At 73.3% G+C, this 19,879-nt stretch carries 16 protein-coding genes and 2 pseudogenes; 5 read left to right on the top strand and 13 right to left on the bottom strand.

The genetic code is table 11. The features are described 5' to 3' along the window. Nucleotides 1-452: 452 nt before the first annotated feature. Nucleotides 453-1,601, top strand: coding sequence for a glycerate kinase (locus CUT44_RS31445; protein WP_233221805.1), 1,149 nt, complete (start codon nt 453-455; stop codon nt 1,599-1,601). A gap of 202 nt (nt 1,602-1,803) precedes the next feature. Here the strand turns inward: CUT44_RS31445 and pssA are convergent, their stop codons facing one another. The 9 genes from pssA to CUT44_RS31400 all read right to left on the bottom strand — a co-directional run bounded on the left by pssA (nt 1,804) and on the right by CUT44_RS31400 (nt 13,137). Further along, nucleotides 1,804-2,631 carry a CDP-diacylglycerol--serine O-phosphatidyltransferase gene (gene pssA, locus CUT44_RS31440; protein WP_408646835.1) on the bottom strand — a complete coding sequence of 276 codons (828 nt, stop codon included), beginning with the start codon at nt 2,629-2,631 and terminating at the stop codon, nt 1,804-1,806. Between the two features lie 19 nt (nt 2,632-2,650). Further along, on the bottom strand, nt 2,651-3,298 hold the full coding sequence (locus CUT44_RS31435) for a phosphatidylserine decarboxylase (RefSeq protein WP_100205406.1): 648 nt from the start codon (nt 3,296-3,298) through the stop codon (nt 2,651-2,653). A 180-nt stretch (nt 3,299-3,478) separates the two neighbouring features. Then, nucleotides 3,479-4,684, bottom strand: coding sequence for an acyl-CoA dehydrogenase family protein (locus CUT44_RS31430; RefSeq protein ID WP_100205405.1), 1,206 nt, complete (start codon nt 4,682-4,684; stop codon nt 3,479-3,481). A gap of 1 nt (nt 4,685) precedes the next feature. After that, nucleotides 4,686-5,252: a MaoC family dehydratase gene (locus CUT44_RS31425; RefSeq protein ID WP_100205404.1), complete on the bottom strand. Its 567-nt coding sequence runs from the start codon at nt 5,250-5,252 to the stop codon at nt 4,686-4,688. A 270-nt stretch (nt 5,253-5,522) separates the two neighbouring features. Further along, nucleotides 5,523-6,542, bottom strand: coding sequence for an HpcH/HpaI aldolase/citrate lyase family protein (locus tag CUT44_RS31420; RefSeq protein WP_233221804.1), 1,020 nt, complete (start codon nt 6,540-6,542; stop codon nt 5,523-5,525). Next, complete coding sequence (locus tag CUT44_RS31415; RefSeq protein WP_269846261.1) at nt 6,539-8,602, bottom strand: protein meaA; 2,064 nt, start codon at nt 8,600-8,602, stop codon at nt 6,539-6,541. The genes CUT44_RS31420 and CUT44_RS31415 overlap by 4 nt, the downstream gene beginning before the upstream one ends. A 109-nt stretch (nt 8,603-8,711) precedes the next feature. Continuing rightward, on the bottom strand, nt 8,712-10,049 hold the full coding sequence (ccrA, locus tag CUT44_RS31410; protein WP_100205402.1) for a crotonyl-CoA carboxylase/reductase: 1,338 nt from the start codon (nt 10,047-10,049) through the stop codon (nt 8,712-8,714). Nucleotides 10,050-10,399: 350 nt separating this feature from the next. After that, nucleotides 10,400-11,245: a TetR family transcriptional regulator gene (locus CUT44_RS31405; RefSeq protein WP_100205401.1), complete on the bottom strand. Its 846-nt coding sequence runs from the start codon at nt 11,243-11,245 to the stop codon at nt 10,400-10,402. A 107-nt stretch (nt 11,246-11,352) separates the two neighbouring features. After that, a complete protein-coding gene (locus CUT44_RS31400) occupies nt 11,353-13,137 on the bottom strand; it encodes a 3-hydroxyacyl-CoA dehydrogenase family protein (protein WP_100205400.1) in 1,785 nt (594 codons plus the stop codon). 475 nt (nt 13,138-13,612) lie between these two features. On the opposite strand from CUT44_RS31400, the gene CUT44_RS31395 reads away from it, so the two are divergent. Then, entirely contained in the window at nt 13,613-14,182 is a 570-nt protein-coding gene (locus CUT44_RS31395; RefSeq protein ID WP_100205591.1) for a PBS lyase, read from the top strand. An 87-nt stretch (nt 14,183-14,269) separates the two neighbouring features. Here CUT44_RS31395 and CUT44_RS31390 read toward each other — a convergent pair. Next, nucleotides 14,270-14,755 (bottom strand): annotated as a pseudogene (locus CUT44_RS31390) (aminotransferase class I/II-fold pyridoxal phosphate-dependent enzyme); the annotation flags it as partial. A 43-nt stretch (nt 14,756-14,798) separates the two neighbouring features. Between CUT44_RS31390 and CUT44_RS34770 the strand changes: the two are divergent. Then, complete coding sequence (locus tag CUT44_RS34770) at nt 14,799-15,101, top strand: hypothetical protein (RefSeq protein ID WP_332888303.1); 303 nt, start codon at nt 14,799-14,801, stop codon at nt 15,099-15,101. A 132-nt stretch (nt 15,102-15,233) separates the two neighbouring features. On the opposite strand, the gene CUT44_RS31380 is transcribed toward CUT44_RS34770, so the two are convergent. After that, nucleotides 15,234-15,740 (bottom strand): pyridoxamine 5'-phosphate oxidase family protein, encoded by a 507-nt coding sequence (locus CUT44_RS31380; RefSeq protein WP_100205399.1) that lies wholly within the window; start codon nt 15,738-15,740, stop codon nt 15,234-15,236. Nucleotides 15,741-16,073: 333 nt separating this feature from the next. Here CUT44_RS31380 and CUT44_RS31375 point away from each other — a divergent pair. Next, nucleotides 16,074-16,976, top strand: a pseudogene (locus CUT44_RS31375) (glycoside hydrolase family 16 protein); the annotation flags it as partial. 338 nt (nt 16,977-17,314) lie between these two features. On the opposite strand, the gene CUT44_RS31370 reads toward CUT44_RS31375, so the two are convergent. Both CUT44_RS31370 and CUT44_RS31365 read right to left on the bottom strand, forming a co-directional pair. Then, the gene (locus tag CUT44_RS31370) at nt 17,315-17,554 is read right to left on the bottom strand and encodes a hypothetical protein (RefSeq protein ID WP_100205398.1); all 240 of its coding nucleotides are present in this window, start codon (nt 17,552-17,554) and stop codon (nt 17,315-17,317) included. A gap of 292 nt (nt 17,555-17,846) precedes the next feature. Then, nucleotides 17,847-18,896 carry an Rv2578c family radical SAM protein gene (locus tag CUT44_RS31365; RefSeq protein WP_100205397.1) on the bottom strand — a complete coding sequence of 350 codons (1,050 nt, stop codon included), beginning with the start codon at nt 18,894-18,896 and terminating at the stop codon, nt 17,847-17,849. Between the two features lie 227 nt (nt 18,897-19,123). On the opposite strand from CUT44_RS31365, the gene CUT44_RS31360 reads away from it, so the two are divergent. Further along, the gene (locus CUT44_RS31360) at nt 19,124-19,852 is read left to right on the top strand and encodes a class I SAM-dependent methyltransferase (RefSeq protein WP_100205396.1); all 729 of its coding nucleotides are present in this window, start codon (nt 19,124-19,126) and stop codon (nt 19,850-19,852) included. Nucleotides 19,853-19,879 lie beyond the last annotated feature (27 nt).

The raw sequence follows: 19,879 nt of genomic DNA, 5'->3' as shown, positions 1-19,879 counted from the left end.
ATCTTCTCCGGCCCGTTGGCGACGCGCCGAGTGGGTGGTGGAAGTGTTTCCGGCTCCGGTTCCGGTTCCGTTCGCCGGCCCGTCACCCCGTCACCCCGTCGGCACCGGAACCGCGTCGGGCAGGGGCGCCCGCCTGCGTCGGCCGTAGCCCCGGGCGGGTGCGGTGACGGGGAAGGCGCACCGGATCGCGACTCCCCGCCCCGGCGACCCGGGACGGCTCGGGCACAACCTCCCCGGGACCGCTGCCGGAAGGTGCTGCCATGCCGCCATCCCCGGGGACCGGTACGCGCGCGGTGGGGGACGGCCTCGCACCGGGGCGTGCCCGGCAGGCCCCGGCGGCGCGGTGACCGCGGGTGCCGGACGGCGCGGACCCGCCGGGAGAGCGGGGGCACCCTCTAGAGTGCCGGGTACCCGGGTACGGCGACAGCCGGTGCGAGGACGAGAGAGACGACGTGGACGGAACACACACCCAGACGGGACGCGTGCTGATCGCCGCGGACAAGTTCAAGGGCTCCCTCGACGCGGTGGAGGTCGCCGGGCATGTCGCGGCCGGTATCCGCCGGGTCCGCCCGGGGGTGGCCGTCGAGGCGCTGCCGGTCGCGGACGGCGGCGACGGCACCGTCGCCGCCGCGGTCGCGGGCGGCTTCACGCTCCGTCAGACAGCGGTCACCGGGCCGCTCGGCAAGGCGGTCACCGCCTCGTACGCGCTGCGGGACGGCACCGCGGTGGTGGAGCTGGCCGAGGCCTCCGGGCTGCGGAAGCTGCCCGCAGGGGTCTTCGCCCCGCTGTCGGCCACCACCTACGGCACCGGCGAGCTGCTGCTGGCGGCCATGGACGCGGGAGCGCGCACCGTCGTCCTGGGAGTCGGCGGTTCGGCGACGACCGACGGCGGCGCGGGCATGCTCACCGCGCTGGGCGCCCGTCTCCTCGACCGCGACGGGCGACCGCTCGGCCCCGGCGGCGGCCCGCTGCGCGGGCTGGCGACGGCCGATCTGACGGGGCTGGACCCACGGCTGCGGGACACCCGGATCGTCCTCGCCGGCGACGTCGACAACCCGCTCACCGGGGAGACGGGCGCCGCGGCCGTCTACGGCCCGCAGAAGGGCGCGAGCGCCGCCGACGTCGAGCTCCTGGACACCGCGCTCGCCCACTACGCCCGGGTGCTGGCCCAGTCCCTGGGCCACCGGGCCGCCGAGGCCGCCCGGTGGCCCGGCGCGGGCGCCGCGGGCGGGGTGGGCTACGGGGCGCTGGCCGCGCTGGACGCGGTCTTCCGGCCCGGCATCGAGGTGCTGCTGGAGGTGCTGGGCTTCGCGGACGCCCTGGAGCGGGCCGATCTGGTGATCACCGGCGAGGGATCGCTGGACTCCCAGACCCTGCGCGGCAAGGCCCCCGCCGGGGTGGCCGCCGCCGCCCGCCGGGCGGGCCGCCCGGTGGTCGCGGTGTGCGGCCGGCTGGTCCTCGGCGCCGGGGAGCTGCGGGCCGCCGGGATCGGGGCGGCGTACCCGCTCACCGATCTGGAGCCGGACCCGGCCGTCTGCATGGAGCGGGCCGGCCCGCTGCTGGAGCGGGTCGCCGAGCGCCTGGCGGCCGAACACCTCTGAGCCGCTCTGAGCCTCTCTGAGCTTCTCCGGGCCGCTCCACGTCGCGGCCCCGGCCGCCTGCCCGGCGCGGCGGTCGGGGGTGTGACACGCGCCGGGCGGGGTAGCGGGGCAGGCGGACACATGCGTCCGGGGCGCCGGGGAGACCAACTGGTCTCCCCGGCGCCCCGGTTGACGAACCGTCCTGCGCCGGCGGCCCCGCCGGCTACGCCTTCGCCGCCGCCCGCGCCTCGCGCCGGTTGTCGCGGAAGGCGTTGACCCGCCGCGCCGTGGCGAACAGCGGAATCACCGCGCCCAGCACCAACTGCAGCGCGCAGCCGGTCTGCAGCAGCAGCTCACCGCCCGGGGCGTCGAACGCCCAGGCCGTCAGCAGGCCCATGCTCAGCACGATCCAGCCCAGCATCGCCACGGCCAGCAGACCGCGCGGCTTGGGGTACTCCACCCGGCTGACCATCAGCCAGGCCACTCCGACGATCGCCAGGAGCGTCGGGACGAAGGGCAGCTCCAGCAGCACGATGGAGACGACCGTCAGCGCCCCGAAGGGACTGGGCATGCCCTGGAACACCCCGTCGGGCAGGGTGACGCAGGAGAACCGGGCGAGCCGCAGCACCACCGCCAGCACCACCACGATCCCGGCGAGTGCCGAGACCCCCTGGTGCGCGTCGTTGGCGACCATCCCCCACACCAGCACGAAGTACGCGGGCGCCAGCCCGAAGCTGATCAGGTCGGAGAGGTTGTCCAGCTCCGCGCCCATCGCCGAGCTGCGCAGCTTGCGCGCCACCAGCCCGTCGAACAGGTCGAACACCGACGCCAGCAGCATCAGCATCACCGCGGTGGCGGCGCTGTGCCGCGCCATGCCGCCGACCTCACTGCCGGTCAGATGCGGGATCAGCACGCCGGTGGTGGTGAAGTAGACGGCCAGGAAGCCGCAGGTGGCGTTGCCGAGGGTGAGGGTGTCGGCTATCGACAGCCGCATCGACAGCGGCATGTCGCCCATCTCGTCGTTGTCGTCGGCGATCTCCGCCTCGGGCACCCAGGCGCGGTTGCCGGAATCAATCACGGTCAAGACGAGTCACCCCCGCGGTGGTGGGCTGGCCGACCTCGACGGCGACCTCGACGCCCTGCGGGAGGTAGAGGTCCACCCGGGAACCGAAGCGGATCAGACCGATCCGCTCGCCCTGCTCGACCTTCGCGCCCTCCTCGGCGTACGGCACGATCCGCCGTGCCACGGCACCGGCGATCTGGACCATCTCGATGTCGCCCAGTTCGGTGTCGAAGTGCCAGACGACCCGCTCGTTGTTCTCGCTCTCCTTGTTGAAGGCGGGAACGAAGCCACCGGGGACGTGCTCGACCGACGTCACCGTGCCCGCCAGCGGGGCGCGGTTGACGTGGACGTTCAGCGGGCTCATGAAGATCGCGACGCGGGTGCGTCCGTCCTTCCAGGGCATGATGCTCTGCACCACGCCGTCGGCCGGGGAGATGACACGGCCCTGTGCGGTCTCGCGCTCGGGATCGCGGAAGAACCACAGCATGCCCGCCGCGAGGGCGGTGACGGGCACGGCGGCCACCGCCGCGCCTCTCGAACGCCTGGCGCGGGCCAGGGTGAGGGCGGCGGTGGCCACGGTCGGGAGGAGCCACGGCGATGCTCCGCGCGCGAGACGGATTCGGCCGCGTGGTGCAGAGGATGGGCTGTGGGGCATGGAAGACCTTCGTAGCGGAGGGGTGCCGCGTATACGCGGGGGACGGCGGCTTTCCCGGGATGCTATCGGTTACCGGTGGCAACTGGGCAAGCCAGTGAGCCGGTCCGGATCGGGAGCCCCCGGAAGGCCCCCTGCCGGGGTGGTGTCCCCTTTGTGGAAAAACACCCCGAAGAAGGAACCTTACCCCTGGAGGCGGTATTCCTCCAGAAGCCGACGTCCCACGATCATTTTCTGGATCTCGGCGGTGCCCTCACCGATCAGGAGCATCGGGGCCTCCCGGTAGAGCCGTTCGATCTCGTACTCCTTGGAGAAACCGTAACCGCCGTGGATCCGGAACGCGTCCTCCACCACCTCCTTGCAGTACTCCGAGGCGAGGTATTTGGCCATGCCCGCCTCCAGGTCGTTGCGCTGCCCGGAGTCCTTCTTCCGCGCGGCGCCGACCATCAGGGCGTGCGCGGCCTCCACCTTGGTGGCCATCTCGGCCAGCTTGAACTGGATCGCCTGGTGCTGGGCGATCGGCCTGCCGAAGGTGTGCCGCTGCTGGGCGTAGGAGATGCCCAGCTCGAAGGCGCGCTGGGCGACACCGCAGCCGCGCGCGGCCACGTTCACCCGGCCGACCTCGACGCCGTCCATCATCTGGTAGAAGCCGCGGCCGGTGGTGCCGCCGAGCACCCGGTCGGCCGGGACGCGCAGGCCGTCCAGGATCATCTCGGTGGTGTCGACGCCCTTGTAGCCCATCTTGTCGATCTTGCCGGGGATCGTCAGACCCGGTTTGACCTCGCCGAAGCCCGGCTCCTTCTCGACCAGGAAGGTGGTCATCGACCGGTGCGGCGGGGCGTCGGCCGGGTGGCCCTCGTCGGTCCGGCACAGCACCGCGACCAGCGAGGACGTACCGCCGTTGGTGAGCCACATCTTCTGGCCGGTGAGCACGTACCCGTCGCCGTCGCGCACCCCCTTGGTGGTGATCGCCGACACGTCCGAGCCCAGCCCCGGCTCGGACATCGAGAAGGCGCCGCGGATCTCGCCGGCCGCCATCCGGGGCAGGAAGTACTCCCGCTGCTCGTCGGTGCCGTGCTGTTTGAGCATGTACGCGACGATGAAGTGGGTGTTGATGATGCCGGAGACGCTCATCCAGCCGCGGGCGATCTCCTCGACGCACAGCGCGTAGGTGAGCAGCGACTCGCCCAGGCCGCCGTACTCCTCGGGGATCATCAGGCCGAACAGGCCCAGCTCCGTCAGGCCCTCCACGATCCGCGTCGGGTACTCGTCCCGGTGCTCCAGCTCGGTGGCGACCGGGAGGATCTCCTTGTCGACGAAGTCGCGGACGGTGGAGACGATCTCCCGCTGGACGTCGGTCAGCCCCTCGGTCTGTGCCAGGCGCCCCATGTCACTCACTCTTCTTTCCGTCGGTCCCGGCCCCGCCGGCGCCGGACCCGCCGGGGTTCCGCCCGGGTTCGCGGAGTTCGGGACGGCCGGGCTGCTCCCCGCCGCGCGCCTCGGTGTACTCGGCGGTGGGCACCATCACCTTGCGGCGGAAGACGCACACCAGCGTGCCGTCCTGCTTGTAGCCCTTCGTCTCGACGTGGACGATGCCGCGGTCGGGCTTGGAGCGGGACGGCGTCTTGTCCAGGACGGTGGTCTCGCCGTAGACCGTGTCGCCGTGGAAGGTGGGGGCCACGTGCCGCAGCGACTCGATCTCCAGGTTGGCGATCGCCTTGCCGGAGACGTCCGGCACGGACATGCCCAGCAGCAGTGAGTAGACGTAGTTGCCGACCACCACGTTCCGGCCGAAGTCGGTCGTCCGCCCGGCGTAGTTCGCGTCCAGGTGGAGCGGGTGGTGGTTCATGGTCAGCAGGCAGAAGAGGTGGTCGTCGTACTCGGTGACCGTCTTGCCGGGCCAGTGCTTGTAGACGGCACCGATCTCGAACTCCTCGTAGGTGCGGCCGAACTGCATGGTGTGACTCTCCGGTGGGTTACGGCCCTGCGGGCCGGTGGAGTTGGGCCCTGCGGGCCGGGGGGGGGGGTGGGGCTGTGGCACGGTCCGGTACGCGCCTCGCCGTCCCGGCGGGTGGTACGGCCGCCGGCCGGGCTGCCGGGCTGCCTGCCCGGCGCCTCCGGGGCGCTCAGGGCGGCGCCGGAGCGCGGGCCCGGGCCGGGCCGTCTGTCCGGCGTGGCCGGGCCGCCCGTCCGGCGCGTCCGGGGCGGCCGGTCCCGGCCGGACCGCTCAGGCGGCCGGCGGCTCGAACTTCGAGGTCCGCTCCAGGCCGGCGGCCCGGCCCTTGCCCGCGACGACCAGTGCCATCTTGCGGCTGGCCTCGTCGATCATCTCGTCGCCGAGCATGGCCGAGCCCTTCTTCCCGCCCGCCTCGGAGGTGAAGTACTCGTACGCGTCGAGGATCAGCTCGGCGTGGTCGTAGTCCTCCTGGGAGGGGGAGAAGAGCTCGTTGGCGGCCTCGACCTGGCCCGGGTGCAGCACCCACTTGCCGTCGAAGCCCAGCGCCGCGGCCCGCCCGGCGACGGCGCGGAAGCCGTCCACGTTCCTGATCTGCAGGTAGGGGCCGTCGATGGCCTGGAGGTTGTGGGTCCGGGCGGCCATCAGGATGCGCATCAGGATGTAGTGGTAGGCGTCGGCCGGGTAGCCGGGCGGCTGTTCGCCCACGACCAGGGACTTCATGTTGATGGAGGCCATGAAGTCGGCCGGGCCGAAGATGATGGTCTCCACCCGGGGCGAGGCCGCCGCGATCGCGTCGACGTTCACCAGGCCCCTGGCGTTCTCGATCTGCGCCTCGATGCCGATACGGCCGACCGTGAAGCCCATCGTCTTCTCGATCTGGGTCAGCAGCAGGTCCAGCGCGGTGATCTGGGCGGCGTCCTGCACCTTCGGCAGCATGATGCAGTCCAGGTTGGGCCCCGCGCCCTCGACGACCGTGACCACGTCGCGGTAGGTCCAGTGGGTGGTCCAGTCGTTCACCCGCACGACCCGCGTCTTGCCCGTCCAGTCGCCCTCGTTGAGGAACTTCACGATCGTGTGCCGGGCCTCGGGCTTGGCCAGTGGCGCGCAGGCGTCCTCCAGGTCCAGGAAGACCTGGTCGGCCGGCAGGCCCTGGGCCTTCTCCAGGAAGCGCGGATTGCTGCCTGGCACGGCCAGGCAGGAACGGCGCGGCCGCAGCCGGTTCACAGGAGCGGAAGCGCTGCCGGACGTGTCGTCGGACGCGCTGCCGGGTGTGGTGTCGGGGGCGGTCATGCGGGGACCTCCAGGGGATCGAGCTTGTTCGCGGTGCGGATCTCGTCGACGATACGGCCGATGATCTCCGTGATGCCGAAGTCCTTCGGGGTGAAGACCGCGGCCACTCCGGCGGCGCGCAGCGCCTCGGCGTCGGCGCGCGGGATGATGCCGCCGACGACGACCGGGACGTCGCCGGCGCCCGCGTGGCGCAGCCGGTCCAGTACGTCGGGCACCAGCTCGGCGTGCGAGCCGGAGAGGATCGACAGCCCCACGCAGTGCACGTCCTCGGCGACGGCCGCCGCGACGATCTGCTCCGGGGTCAGCCGGATGCCCTGGTAGACCACCTCGAAGCCCGCGTCGCGGGCCCGTACGGCGATCTGCTCGGCGCCGTTGCTGTGCCCGTCCAGACCGGGCTTGCCGACCAGCAGCCGCAGTCTGCCCGCCCCCAGGTCGGCGGCGGTGGCGGACACCTTGGCGCGTACCGCGGCCAGCGCGGAGCCCGCCTCGGCGGGGGTGGCCAGGGGGGCCGAACTCACCCCGGTGGGGGCCCGGTACTCGCCGAAGACCTCCCGCAGCGCTCCGGCCCACTCCCCGGTGGTCACCCCGGCCCGGGCGCACTCCAGGGTGGCCGGCATCAGGTTGCCGTCCCCGGCGGCGGTCCGCCTCAGCCCGTCGAGCGCCCGCCGGGCCCGGTCCTCGTCCCGGTCCCCGCGCCACCGCCGCAGGGCGGCGACCACGTTCCGCTCCACGGCCGGGTCCACGGTCAGGACGGCCGTGTCCAGATCGGCGGTGAGCGGGCTGGGCTCGGTGGACTCGAAGCAGTTGACCCCGACGACCTTCTCCTCGCCGGACTCGATCCGGGCCCGCCGCTCGGCGTGCGCGGCCACCAGCCGCGCCTTGAGGTAACCGGACTCCACGGCGGCCATGGCGCCGCCCATCTCCTGGACGCGCCCGATCTCGGCCCAGGCGGCCTCGGCCAGCTCGGCGGTCCTGGCCTCCACCACGTGCGACCCGGCGAACAGGTCTTCGTACTCCAGCAGGTCGGACTCGTGGGCGAGGACCTGCTGGATGCGCAGCGACCACTGCTGGTCCCAGGGGCGGGGCAGGCCGAGCGCCTCGTTCCAGGCCGGCAACTGGACCGCGCGGGCGCGGGCGTCCTTGGAGAGCGTGACGGCCAGCATCTCCAGCACGATCCGCTGGACGTTGTTCTCCGGCTGCGCCTCCGTCAGCCCCAGGGAGTTCACCTGGACGCCGTACCGGAAGCGCCGGTGCCGGGGGTCCTCGATGCCGTAGCGCTCGCGGGTGATCCGGTCCCAGACGCGGGTGAAGGCCCGCATCTTGCACATCTCCTCGACGAAGCGGACGCCCGCGTTGACGAAGAACGAGATCCGCCCGACGACGTCGCCCATCCGCCCGGCCGGGACCTGCCCGGAGTCGCGCACCGCGTCCAGGACCGCGACGGCCGTGGACATGGCGTACGCGATCTCCTGCACCGGGGTGGCCCCGGCCTCCTGCAAGTGGTAGCTGCAGATGTTGATCGGGTTCCACTTCGGCAGGTGGGCCACGGTGTAGGCGATCAGGTCGGTGGTCAGCCGCAGGGAGGGGCCCGGCGGGAAGACGTGCGTCCCGCGCGAGAGGTACTCCTTGACGATGTCGTTCTGCGTCGTCCCCGACAGCCGGGAGACGGCCTCCCGGTCCAGCCCCTGCTCCTCGGCGACCACCTGGTACAGCGCCAGCAGCCACATGGCGGTGGCGTTGATGGTCATCGAGGTGTTCGTGCGCTCCAGGGGGATGTCCTGGAACAGCCGCCGCATGTCACCCAGGTGGCTGACCGGGACCCCGACCCGGCCGACCTCGCCGCGGGCGAGGACGTGGTCGGGGTCGTAGCCGGTCTGGGTGGGCAGGTCGAAGGCGACCGACAGCCCGGTCTGGCCCTTGGCGAGGTTGCGCCGGTACAGCTCGTTGGACGCCTCGGCGGTGGAGTGCCCGGCGTACGTCCGCATGAGCCACGGACGGTCGCGCTCTTTTTGTGTTCGGCTCGCCTCCGGGAGCTCTGGTCCGGTGCCGACGTTCCTCAGCGCTGCGCTCCGCTCGTTCCTCGCTGCGCTTGGCTTCGTCTCTTTCGGCACCGGCGCGCCCTTTGGCTCGCTCACGTCACGGGGTGCGCCGTGCTCGCCCATGGCGACCTCACACGTTCCGGAAGCGGTTGATGGCGCCGAGGTGCTTCTCGCGCAGCTCCGCGTCGCGCACGCCCAGCCCCTCCCGCGGCGACAGGCACAGCACGCCGACCTTGCCCTGGTGGGCGTTGCGGTGCACGTCGTGGGCGGCCTGGCCGGTCTCCTCCAGGGAGTACGTCCTCGACAGCGTGGGGTGGATCCTCCCCTTGGCGATCAGCCGGTTGGCCTCCCACGCCTCGCGGTAGTTGGCGAAGTGGGAGCCGATGATGCGCTTCAGCGACATCCACAGGTAGCGGTTGTCGTAGCTGTGCATGTAGCCGGAGGTGGAGGCGCAGGTGACGATCGTGCCGCCCTTGCGGGTGACGTAGACGGAGGCGCCGAAGGTCTCCCGGCCGGGGTGCTCGAAGACGATGTCCACGTCCTCCCCGCCGGTCAGCTCGCGGATGCGCTTGCCGAAGCGCTTCCACTCCTTCGGGTCCTGGGTGTGCTCGTCCTTCCAGAACCGGTAGTCCTCGGCGGTGCGGTCGATGATCGCCTCGGCGCCCATGGCGCGGCAGATCTCGGCCTTCTGCGGGGAGGAGACCACGCAGACGGGGTTGGCGCCGCCGGCCAGGGCGAACTGGGTGGCGTAGGATCCCAGGCCGCCGCTGGCGCCCCAGATCAGCACGTTGTCGCCCTGCTTCATCCCGGCGCCGTTGCGGGAGACGAGCTGCCGGTAGGCGGTGGAGTTCACCAGGCCCGGGGCGGCGGCCTCCTCCCAGGACAGGTGCTTCGGCTTGGGCATCAGCTGGTTGGACTTCACCAGGGCGATCTCGGCCAGGCCGCCGAAGTTGGTCTCGAAGCCCCAGATGCGCTGCTCGGGGTCGAGCATGGTGTCGTTGTGGCCGTCGGCGCTCTCCAGCTCCACCGACAGGCAGTGCGCGACGACCTCGTCGCCCGGCTGCCAGGCGCCCACGCCGGGGCCGGTGCGCAGCACCACACCCGCCAGGTCGGAGCCGATGATGTGGTACGGCAGGTCGTGCCGTTTGGCGAGCTCGGAGGTGCGTCCGTACCGCTCCAGGAAGCCGAAGGTCGGCAGCGGCTCGAAGATCGAGGTCCACACCGAGTTGTAGTTCACCGAGGAGGCCATGACGGCCACCAGGGCCTCGCCGGGGCCGAGTTCGGGCACCGGCACCTCGTCCACGTGCAGTGACTTGCGCGGGTCCTTCTCGTGGGTGGGCAGACCGGCGAACATCTCGGTCTCGTCCTTGTGCACGGTCACCGCGCGGTAGGACTCGGGCAGGGCGAGGTTGGCGAAGTCCGCCGACGTGCTGTCCGACGCGAGGATCGCGTCCAGGATTTCCTTCATGGGAGCCTCCGGCGAGCGTCGTGGACGCTGAGGGTCGCTGGGGTCTGGATCGGTTGTCGTGAGCTGCTGTGCCGTCGGTCCGGCGGTGGTGCTGCGGCTCGGCGCGGTAGCGCTGAAGGCCTGTGACGCAGGCGTCCGGACACGCGGAGGTGACCGCGGGGACAGTGCCCGGACACCCCTCACGGTATGGCACTGCGTGCCAGCCGACAAGACACCGCGTGCCAAAAACTTCTCTCACCTGTCGCGGATCGCGCACGGATGAGCGCCTGTGGCCGCCTCCCGGAGGAGACGGCCACAGGCGCTCGTCATGTTCGTCCGCGCGGTGCGCCGCGGTGCGCCGCGGGGCGCGGTCAGTCCTGGCGCAGTGCCCGCTCGATCGTGCGCATGATCTGCTCCGGCGGGGCGCCGGTGCGGGCCACCGCCACCAGCACGGTGTTCTCGGTGGTCCCGGCGTTTCCGGCGTTTCCGGCGTTTCCAGTGGTCCCGGCGTTCCCCGCCCGGACCACCGCGGAGGACGCCCGGCCGGCCGCGGCCCGGTTGGCGACGAAGCCGGTGCCGAAGGTCCGCCGCACGACCGCGAAGGCCCGGTCGAGCTGCGCCTCCACATCACCCCGGCCGCCCGCGCGCAGCCAGCGCCGCAGCACGTGGTTGTGCGCGGTGACCACCGCGGAGGCGGCGACCTCGGCGAGCAGCGGCTCGTCCAGCCCTTCGTCGAGCCCGTCGTCCCCGTCCCGGTGGGCCGCGGACTCGTCGAAGTGGCCCAGCAGATAGCGCGTGAACAGCCGCTCGTAGCGGGCCACGGAGGCGATCTCCCGCTCCCGCAGGGTCGGCACCTCACGGGTGAGCCGGTAGCGCTCCACCGAGACCGCCGGGGAGGCCGCGTACATCTTCAGGACCTCCTTGATGCCCCGGCACACGGTGTCCAGCGGGTTCTCGTGCGCGGGCGCCGCGTCCAGCACCGCCCGGGCCCGCTCCAGGGTGTCGTCGTGGTCCGGGAAGATCGCCTCCTCCTTGGAGCGGAAGTGCCGGAAGAAGGTGCGCCGGGCCACCCCCGCCGCCGCGGCGATCTCGTCGACGGTGGTCTCCTCGTAGCCCTTGGTGGCGAAGAGCTCCATCGCCGCGGCGGCCAGCTCCCGGCGCATCTTCAGCCGCTGGCTGGGCGGGTTGGGACGGGCTGGTTTCACCGACTGGGACATGTGGGGAACGTTACACGCCGCGCCGCTTCCCGCGGGCGGGCCGCCGGGTTCCAGCAGCCCGCCCCACCCGGAGCCGGCGTGGGGCGGGAACGCCGGGGGCGCGGGGGTCACCGCCGCGTGTACTCGCGGAAGCCGCGCCCGGTCTTGCGGCCCAGGCAGCCCGCCGCCACGAGGTGCTCCAGCAGCGGCGCGGGCGCCAGACCCGGCTCGCGGAACTCCTGGTGCAGCACCCGCTCGATCGCCAGCGACACGTCCAGCCCGACCACGTCCAGCAGCTCGAACGGACCCATCGGATAACCGCCGCCGAGCTTCATGGCCGCGTCGACGGCGTCCATGTCGGCGTAGTGCTCCTCGACCATCCTGACCGCGTTGTTCAGGTACGGGAACAGCAGCGCGTTGACGATGAAGCCCGCCCGGTCCCCGCAGTCCACCGGGTGCTTGCGGACGGCGGCGCACACCTCGCGCACGGTGGCGTGGACGTCGTCGGCGGTCAGCACGGTGCGCACCACCTCGACCAGCTTCATCGCCGGTGCCGGGTTGAAGAAGTGCATCCCGATCACGTCCTGCGGACGCGAGGTGGCGCGGGCACAGGCGACGACGGGCAGCGAGGAGGTGGTGGTGGCCAGCACCGCGCCCGGCCTGCACACCTCGTCCAGCGCCGCGAACAGGTCCTTCTTGACCTGGAGGTCCTCGGCCACCGCCTCGACGGCCAGATCGACCTCGGCCAGCGCCGACAGCGAACCGGCCGGGGTGATCCGGGCCAGCGCCTCCCGGCGGGCCTCCTCGGTCATCCGGCCCTTCTTCACCGACCGGGCCAGCGAGGCGGCGACGGCCTCCCTGGCCTTCTCTGCCTTCCCGTCGCTGCGGGCGGCGAGCACCACCGGGTAGCCGGCCTTGGCGAACACCTCGGCGATGCCGCTCGCCATCGTGCCCGAGCCCGCCACCCCGACGGAGCGCACCGTGCGCGGCCCGGCGGCCCGCTCGTCCGCGCGGGGCGTCAGGGCGTCCGGCACGACCGTCGCCGAGCCCGGCGCCTCGTAGGTGTAGAAGCCGCGCCCCGCCTTGCGGCCCGTCAGACCGGCCGCGGTGAGCTGCCCCAGGATCGGTGCGGGGGCGTGCAGCCGGTCCCGGGACTCGGCGTACATCGCCTCCAGCACGGTGCGGGCGGTGTCGACGCCGATCAGGTCCAGCAGGGCGAGCGGGCCCATCGGCAGACCGCAGCCCAGCCGCATCGCGGCGTCGATGTCCTCCCGGGTGGCGTACCGCGACTCGTACATCGCCGCGGCCTGGTTGAGGTAGCCGAACAGCAGCCCGTCGGCGACGAAACCGGGCCGGTCGCCGACCGCGATCGGTTCCTTGCCCAGCTCGCGGGCGAGGCCGGTGACCGCGGCCACGGCCTCGGGGGAGGTCAGCACGCTGGAGACGACCTCGACCAGCCGCATCGCGGGCGCGGGGTTGAAGAAGTGCATGCCCAGCACCCGCTCGGGGTGCGCGGAGTCGGCGGCGAGCCGGGTGACCGACAGGGCGTTGGTCCCGGTGGCCACGATCGCCGACGGCTTGAGGACGCCGTCCAGCTCGCCGATCACCCGGTGCTTGAGCGCGTACTCCTCCGGCACGACCTCGATGGCCAGATCGGCCTCGGCGGCCGCCTGGAGATCGCCGTAGGTACGGAAGCGGGCGAGGACGTCCTGCCGCTCCCCCTCGGTGAGGCGCTCGCGCTCCACGGCGCGGGCGGTGGACGCCTCCAGGGCCGCGACGGCCCGGCGGGCGGCTTCGGTGTCGGGGTCGATGCCGATGACCTCGCGTCCGGCACGGGCCAGGACCTCGGCGATGCCGGTGCCCATGGTGCCGAGGCCGATCACGGCGACTGTGGAGAGGGTGGGACGGTCCATCACGGGACTCCAGACGGAGAAGGGACGGGTGACGACTGGCGGATGACCGCGGGGCGCCGCGGAGAGACGTCGAAAACGTCGAAAACGTCGAAAACACAGAGCGGGGGGAAGCGGGGGCGGGTGTGCCCGGCGGTACCGGCCCGCGCCGTACGCGGGCGCGCGGGCGGAGGGTGAGGTGAACCGAACGGCCCTGTCCCGGGGCCGTGTTCGGCATGGGTGCGAGCGCTGAACCGACAGCGGCTCGCGGCGGCCGCGTCACCAGGCCGCCTGAGCGGGGGTGCCGCTCCTATGAGCAGGCTAACTTCCGGGTAGCACGAACACCAGAGGGTAAAACGCCCCAAGGGGTGTGGTGCGGGCCACACGAAGGGAGCAGGCGGTGGAGACCTCAAGGGCCCCGAACACGGTGGGCGCGGAGCGGACGGCCGGTACGGAGAGCGGCTCGCGCACGGCGCGCGCACCGCGCACGCCGGAGACGGTGGACTACGAACTGGCGCGGCGGCTGCGCGTCGAGGCGGATCCCCCCGCATACCGGCGGCTGCTGGCGCTGGCCCGCCAGAACACCCCGGCGGCACGCGACGCGCTCGTCGCCGAACTCACCGCCCCCGGCCGCCCGCTGTGGGCCCGGGAGCTGGCCGCCTGCACCCTGGGGCGGGCCGGCGACCCCCGGGCCTTCGAAACCCTGGTGTTCCTGCTCAACCACCGGGACCCGCCCCGCTGCGCGGCCGCCGCCCGGGCCCTGCTCCGCCTGAACGACCCGCGCACCGCCCGCGCCGCGGCGGCGCTGGCCAACAACGAGCTGCGCACCGCGTACGCCCTCCACCCGGTCCGGCTGCTGACGGCGCTGCGCGCGCCCGAGTCGGCGCCGACCCTGATCCGTGTCCTGGACCGGATCCTGGCCGGTCCCGCCCCCCACTGGCAGGTGGCCCGGGCCTGTGTGGAGGGGCTGGGGGTGCTCGGCGACTCCCGGGCCCGGTTGGTGCTGATCGCCGCCCGGGAGCACAAGGAGCTCCGCCCCGCGGCGCAGGAGGCGCTCCGTCTGCTGTGAGGCCGGTGCCCGCCCGCCTCCCGGTCCCGTGATCCCGGGGTGGGCCCGGGGCGATCCCGGTGCGGCGCCCGGGGAGCGCGGGAGGTGTCACCGCGTCAGGTCGCGCACGGTCTCGCCCAGGACGGCCACCGCCGTGCCGATCTCGCCCGGTGTGCGGGCGGCGTAGCCCAGCACCAGCCCGGGCGGGCCCGGCCGCAGCCGGTGCCAGGACAGCGGATGCGCCTTCACGCCCCGTTCCAGCGCAGCCGCCGCCAGGACCGTGTCGTCGCCGGCGGTGAGCCCGGCGCCGGGCGGGGACTCCAGGACGACCGTCAGATGCAGGCCCGCCGCCGCGCCGTGCACCACCGCGCCCGGCAGGTACTCCCCGACCGCCGCCACCATGGCGTCCCGGCGGCGCCGGTGGCGTCCGCGCAGCAGCCGCAGATGGCGCTCCAGCGCGCCCGACTCCATCAGCCGCGCCAGCGTGAGCTGCGGCAGCGCGGCGTTGCCCAGATCGGCGTACCGCTTGGCGTCGGCCATCGCGTCCCGGTACCGGGACGGCGCCAGCACCCAGCCCACCCGCAGCGCGGGCGCTGGGCACCCTGCGCCGTCTGCTGCGGCCCGGGGCACGGTCACCGTGATCGAGGGGGACCACGGCTCGGCGCTCCTCCACCCCGACAGTTCCCACGCCCGTGCGGCGATCGACTGCCTGGTCCGTCTCCAGGCGGCGGCCGGCGGCGACGCCCTGCTCGGCCGCCGGCTCCAGCCGCTGCTGACCGGGGCCGGTTACACCGGTGCGGCGGTGCGTCCGCGGACGGTCTACGCCGACCGGACGGTGCCGGAACTGGTGAAGGGCTTCACCCGCGACACCTTCGCCGCGATGGTGGAGTCGGTGCGGGACGAGGCGCTGGCCGCCGGCCTGACCACCGAGGCCGGCTAGGACCGGGGCATCGCCGACCTGCACCGCACGGCGGAGGACGGCGGCACCTTCCGCTACACGTTCTTCAAGGCCGTCGCCGTCAACCCGCCCGGGGGTGGGCCGGGTTCGGCGTGAGGGCGGTGTGGGACGCCGTCACGCCGTGGGATCGGTGCGCGGCGGTTCGTCGCCGGTGCCGCGGCGGAGCACGCGCACCGGCCGGCCCGGACGCCAGGTGCGCAGCACCAGATCGTCGCCCTCCACCGTCACACGCACCACCTCGGTGAGGTCGGCGTGGAACAGATGGAACGGTTCCGGGGCTCCGGCCTCCTCGGCGAAGCGGGCGAGCACCGTCGGGTCGGTCACCTCCACGGCCCGCCCGCCGATCCGGGCGTCGCCGTCGGGCATCGTCTCGTCCGGGCCGGGGTTGGCGTACAGCGCGAACCGGGGATCACGCCTCAGGTCCAGGGCCTTGCGGGAGTTCGGCATCATGCCGAGCCACAGTCCGCCGGAGCGGAAGGTCGTCTCCAGCCCGGTCAGCCGTGGTGCTCCGTCGGCGCGGAGGGTGGCCAGGACATGGTGCCGGTACTGCTCGAACCGCGCCCGGACCGCCGGGGCGAGCGCGGGCTCGGCCTTCTCGAAGTCTGCCCAACTGGTCGTCATGCGGCCATGTTCGCCGGGATACCGGACATCTATTGTCGGGTTTGGTGCGGCGTTCGCCGGGAAGTGCGGGCATTCACCCGGATGCGGGCGGGAGATTCCGGAAAAGGCGTGCGTGGGGCGTTGACGTCCTGCCCGGGGTGCCCCTACTAATTTTGAGAGCGCTCTCAAAACTTCCCGGACAGCGCCTCCCGTACCCGTCCGGCCGGCGGTGCGGGCTGCTCGGCGCTGTCACCCCCCACCAGCAGGAGGTGCTCCGGCTTGAGCACGTACGGCATCACCCCGTCGATATCCCGGCGCAGCCCCGGCCGCAGGCCGGGGGCCGCACTCGCGGTCCTGGCCACCACCGTTCTCGCCCTGCTCGCCTCCGGGCTGCTGGCGCCGTCCGCCGCGCGCGCCGACGTGCCGTCCCCGGCGGGCTGGGACCCGGTGTGGAGCGACGACTTCGACGGCCCCGCCCGCTCGCTGCCGTCCGACGCGAACTGGCAGATCGACACGGGGCACGGCTACCCCGGCGGGCCCGACAACTGGGGCACCGGCGAGGTGCAGCGCTACACCGCCTCGCCCGACAACATCTCCCTCGACGGCACCGGCAACCTGCGCATCACACCGCTCCGGGACGGCGCGGGCAACTGGACCTCCGGCCGCGTCGAGACCCGCCGCGCCGACTTCAAGGCACCGGCCGGGGGAGTGCTGCGCATCGAGAGCCGGCTGAAGCTGCCGGACGTCACCGGTGAGGCCGCCCTCGGGTACTGGCCCGCCTTCTGGGCGCTGGGCTCCCCCTACCGGGGTGACTACTGGAACTGGCCCGCCATCGGCGAGTTCGACTTCATGGAGAACGTCAACGGCCTCAACGCCGTCCACGGCGTGCTCCACTGTGGCGTCAACCCCGGCGGCGACTGCAACGAGACCGAGGGGCTGGGCGCCAGCACCCCCTGCCCGGGCGCGACCTGCCAGGAGGCCTTCCACACCTACCGCTTCGAGTGGGACCGCAGCACGACGCCCAACGAGCTGCGCTGGTACGTGGACGACCAGCTCTTCCACCGGCTCACCCAGGACCAGTTCTCCGCCACCACCTGGGCGGACATGACCGGGCACGCCGGGTACTTCCTCCTGCTGAACGTGGCCATGGGCGGCGCCTTCCCCGACGGGGCCGCCGGGTTCCCCACCCCGACCTCCGCCACCGTCCCGGGCCACCCGATGCTGGTGGACTACGTCGCCGTGTGGACCCGCGGCGGGTGACACCCGGCCCACCGCCCGCCGCCGTCGCGCACCCTCCACCTGTGCCGGAGGCGCGGCCCCGGCCGCCCCGCCCTTCTCCGGGCGGGGCGGCCGGGGCCTGCCGTACGGCCCGGCGGGAAACCGGCCGGAACCTGTCCTGACGTGAGAACCCGCCCCGGTGCGGGAGGCGGGAGGCGGGAGCGGCCGGCGGGCGGTGACTCGCGGGCGGACACCCGGCGGCGGCACGCGAGCCGTGACGTCCGCGGCATCCGGCCGGCGCTTTGGACGGCGGGAACGCGCCGGGACGCCCGCCGGTCACCGGCCCGCCGGGCCGGTGACCGGTACGCGGCCCGCCGTCAGTAGCTCCACCAGCGGCCCTCGGCGGGCTGCGGGATCCAGGTGTAGATGCCGCTCTCGGCGGGGCCGCGCCGGTAGACGGCCCGCACGGCCTCGGCCGGGTACTCCTCCAGGCAGTCCCAGACTCCCAGGGAGTCGGTGTCCTCGATGACGATCTGGCCGTCGGCGGTCCGTCCGGCCCGCCCGGCCTCCACCAGCCTCTCCCGGCCATCTTTGAGGTGCAGCTTGAAGACGGCCATCACGTGCCTTTCTGCCGGCGGTCCCGATGCGGCTCGACGGCTCGGCGGGACCGGAATCCTGTGGGTCCGTGCTCGTTCTCAGGGGGCCACCCCCGAGGCGCCGGACGACGACGGAGCGGTGGCCCCGGAGGTGGCGTGGAAGCAGGCCGGCCGTGGGCCGGCGAGCAGGGCCACTCTAACGCAGGGGAAGAATTGCGGGCGCCCTTCCCGGCCCGGCGGAGGCGTCCGAACGGGGTACGAGGGGGCGTCGGCGCGCGGCCGGGGAGCCGTACGGGCGGCGGCGCCGGCGGAGTCAGAGCAGCGTCAACTGGGTGGGCCCCGGGTCGGGTTCGGGCGCGCAGCGCGGGGCGCCCCCGGTGCCCGCCGCGCCCCGGTGCGCGCCGGGCCGGGAGGGGCCGATGCCGTACTCCTCGGCCAGTTCGTGCACCTGCCGGGTGATGCGGCGCTGGTACCACTTGGGGGCGTAGGCGCCGTCGGCGTACAGCGCCTCGTAGTGGCGCACCAGGCCCGGATGGTGCCGGGCGAGCCAGGCCGTGAACCACTCGCGGGCGCCCGGCCGCAGGTGCAGGGCGAGGGGGGTGACGGAGGTGGCGCCGGCCGCGGCGACCGCCCGTACGGTCGCGCGCAGTTGCGCCGGCCCGTCGGAGAGGAAGGGGATGACCGGGGCCATCAGCACCCCGCAGCCGATGCCGTGTCCGGTGAGGGCGCGGACCACGTCCAGGCGCCGTTCGGGTGCGGGGGCGCCGGGTTCGACGGTGCGCCACAGCTCCTCGTCGAGGAAGGCGACCGACACCGATATCCCGACGTCCGTCACGGCGCAGGCCGAGCGGAGCAGTTCCAGGTCGCGCAGGATCAGCGTGCCCTTGGTGAGGACGGAGAACGGGTTGGCGAAGTCGCGCAGGGCCGACAGGATGCCGGGCATCAGCCGGTAGCGGCCCTCGGCGCGCTGGTAGCAGTCGACGTTGGTGCCCATCGCGATGTGCTGGCCGCCCCAGCGGGGTGAGGCCAGTTCGCGGCGGAGCAGCCGGTCGGCGTTGACCTTCACCACGATCTGGGTGTCGAAGTCCGTCCCGGCGTCCAGGTCCAGATAGCCGTGGCTGCGGCGGGCGAAGCAGTAGACGCAGGCGTGCGAGCAGCCCCGGTAGGGGTTGACCGTCCACTCGAACGGCAGCCGGGAGGCGCCCGGCACCCGGTTGACGATCGACCTCGCCCGTACCTCGTGGAAGGTGATGCCCCGGAACTCGGGGGTGTCGAACGTACGGCTCACCACGCCCGGGCCGAAGAGGGCGGCCGTGGTGCCGCTCGGGTCCGGTCCGTCGTGGCTCAGGCTGTCCCAGCGCATGCGGCCTCCTCGTGCTGCCCGTCAAGAATAGAACACCTGTTCCCGTGGTGGGGTGTCAATCCCGTATCGGCCGGGCGCGGCACGCGCCGGAACGGACGACCGGGCCGGGAGCACCGGGAGTACCGCGGCGGACAACAGGCACGAACCGCGCGGAACGGGGTAGAAGGGCTGTCCCGGTGGCCGTGTCCGCGGCCGGCGGCCCGCGACAGGGGGAGGTAGTCAGACCCGTGAACGCCACGCTCCGAGACGGCGACGCCTGGGAAGGCATCTGGAGCACCGATCCAGCGATCACGGCCGCCGTCCACCTCCCGATCTTCGAAAAGCACCTGGACCCCGGACTGCCGTTGGTCGACGTCGACTGCGGCAACGGCGCCCGGACGGTCTTCCTGGCCGGCCGCTTCCACCCCTGTGTCGGGATCGACCGGTCGGCCGGGGCCCTGGAGCACGCCCGGACGGTCGTGGGGGAGGGCAGCGGCGGCCGTGCCGCCCCCGACTTCCGACAGCTCGACATCACCGACCCCGGCGCGATACGGCGCCTCCACGAGGAGCTGGGGGACGCCAACGTCTACCTGCGCGGCGTCCTCCAGCGCAGCGAGCCCCACCACCGCCCGCGGGTCGCCGAGTCCGTCGCCGCCCTCGTCGGCGACCTCGGCCGCGCCTTCGTCGTGGAGGCCGCCCAGACGGCCCGCGACGCGCTGTCCCGGGGCGCGGAGGCGGCCGACGCCAGTCAGCTCCCCGGGCCGCTGGACTCGCCCGGGCTGTCGGACCTGCCGCACCTGGCCCATCCCTCCGGCCCGTCCGGAGAGAGCCTGGCGGACCTGACCGCGCTGTTCGGCGCGGCCGGACTCCGGGTGTGCGCCAGCGGCTCCCTGCCGCTGTCCACGACGGAGTTCGAACCGGACGGCTCACGGCTGGAGCTGCCGGCGAACTGGCTGGTGGTGGGGCGCCCTCGCTGAACCCGGCCGGGTCTTTGACCTGGCCCG

It is taken from the genome of Streptomyces carminius (assembly GCF_002794255.1).
GTDB classification, from domain to species: Bacteria; Actinomycetota; Actinomycetes; order Streptomycetales; family Streptomycetaceae; genus Streptomyces; species Streptomyces carminius.
This window is presented reverse-complemented; position numbering and strand designations above follow the sequence as displayed.

Excerpts from the sequence above, each read along its gene's own strand:
- CUT44_RS31420 (WP_233221804.1), bottom strand. The coding sequence starts at position 6,542 with ATGACCGCCCCCGACACCACACCCGGCAGCGCGTCCGACGACACGTCC.
- CUT44_RS31435 (WP_100205406.1), bottom strand. The coding sequence starts at position 3,298 with ATGCCCCACAGCCCATCCTCTGCACCACGCGGCCGAATCCGTCTCGCG.
- CUT44_RS31425 (WP_100205404.1), bottom strand. The coding sequence starts at position 5,252 with ATGCAGTTCGGCCGCACCTACGAGGAGTTCGAGATCGGTGCCGTCTAC.
- CUT44_RS31380 (WP_100205399.1), bottom strand. The coding sequence starts at position 15,740 with ATGACGACCAGTTGGGCAGACTTCGAGAAGGCCGAGCCCGCGCTCGCC.
- CUT44_RS31370 (WP_100205398.1), bottom strand. The coding sequence starts at position 17,554 with ATGGCCGTCTTCAAGCTGCACCTCAAAGATGGCCGGGAGAGGCTGGTG.
- CUT44_RS31430 (WP_100205405.1), bottom strand. The coding sequence starts at position 4,684 with ATGGGGCGCCTGGCACAGACCGAGGGGCTGACCGACGTCCAGCGGGAG.
- CUT44_RS31400 (WP_100205400.1), bottom strand. The coding sequence starts at position 13,137 with ATGGACCGTCCCACCCTCTCCACAGTCGCCGTGATCGGCCTCGGCACC.
- ccrA (WP_100205402.1), bottom strand. The coding sequence starts at position 10,049 with ATGAAGGAAATCCTGGACGCGATCCTCGCGTCGGACAGCACGTCGGCG.
- CUT44_RS31405 (WP_100205401.1), bottom strand. The coding sequence starts at position 11,245 with ATGTCCCAGTCGGTGAAACCAGCCCGTCCCAACCCGCCCAGCCAGCGG.
- CUT44_RS31365 (WP_100205397.1), bottom strand. The coding sequence starts at position 18,896 with ATGCGCTGGGACAGCCTGAGCCACGACGGACCGGACCCGAGCGGCACC.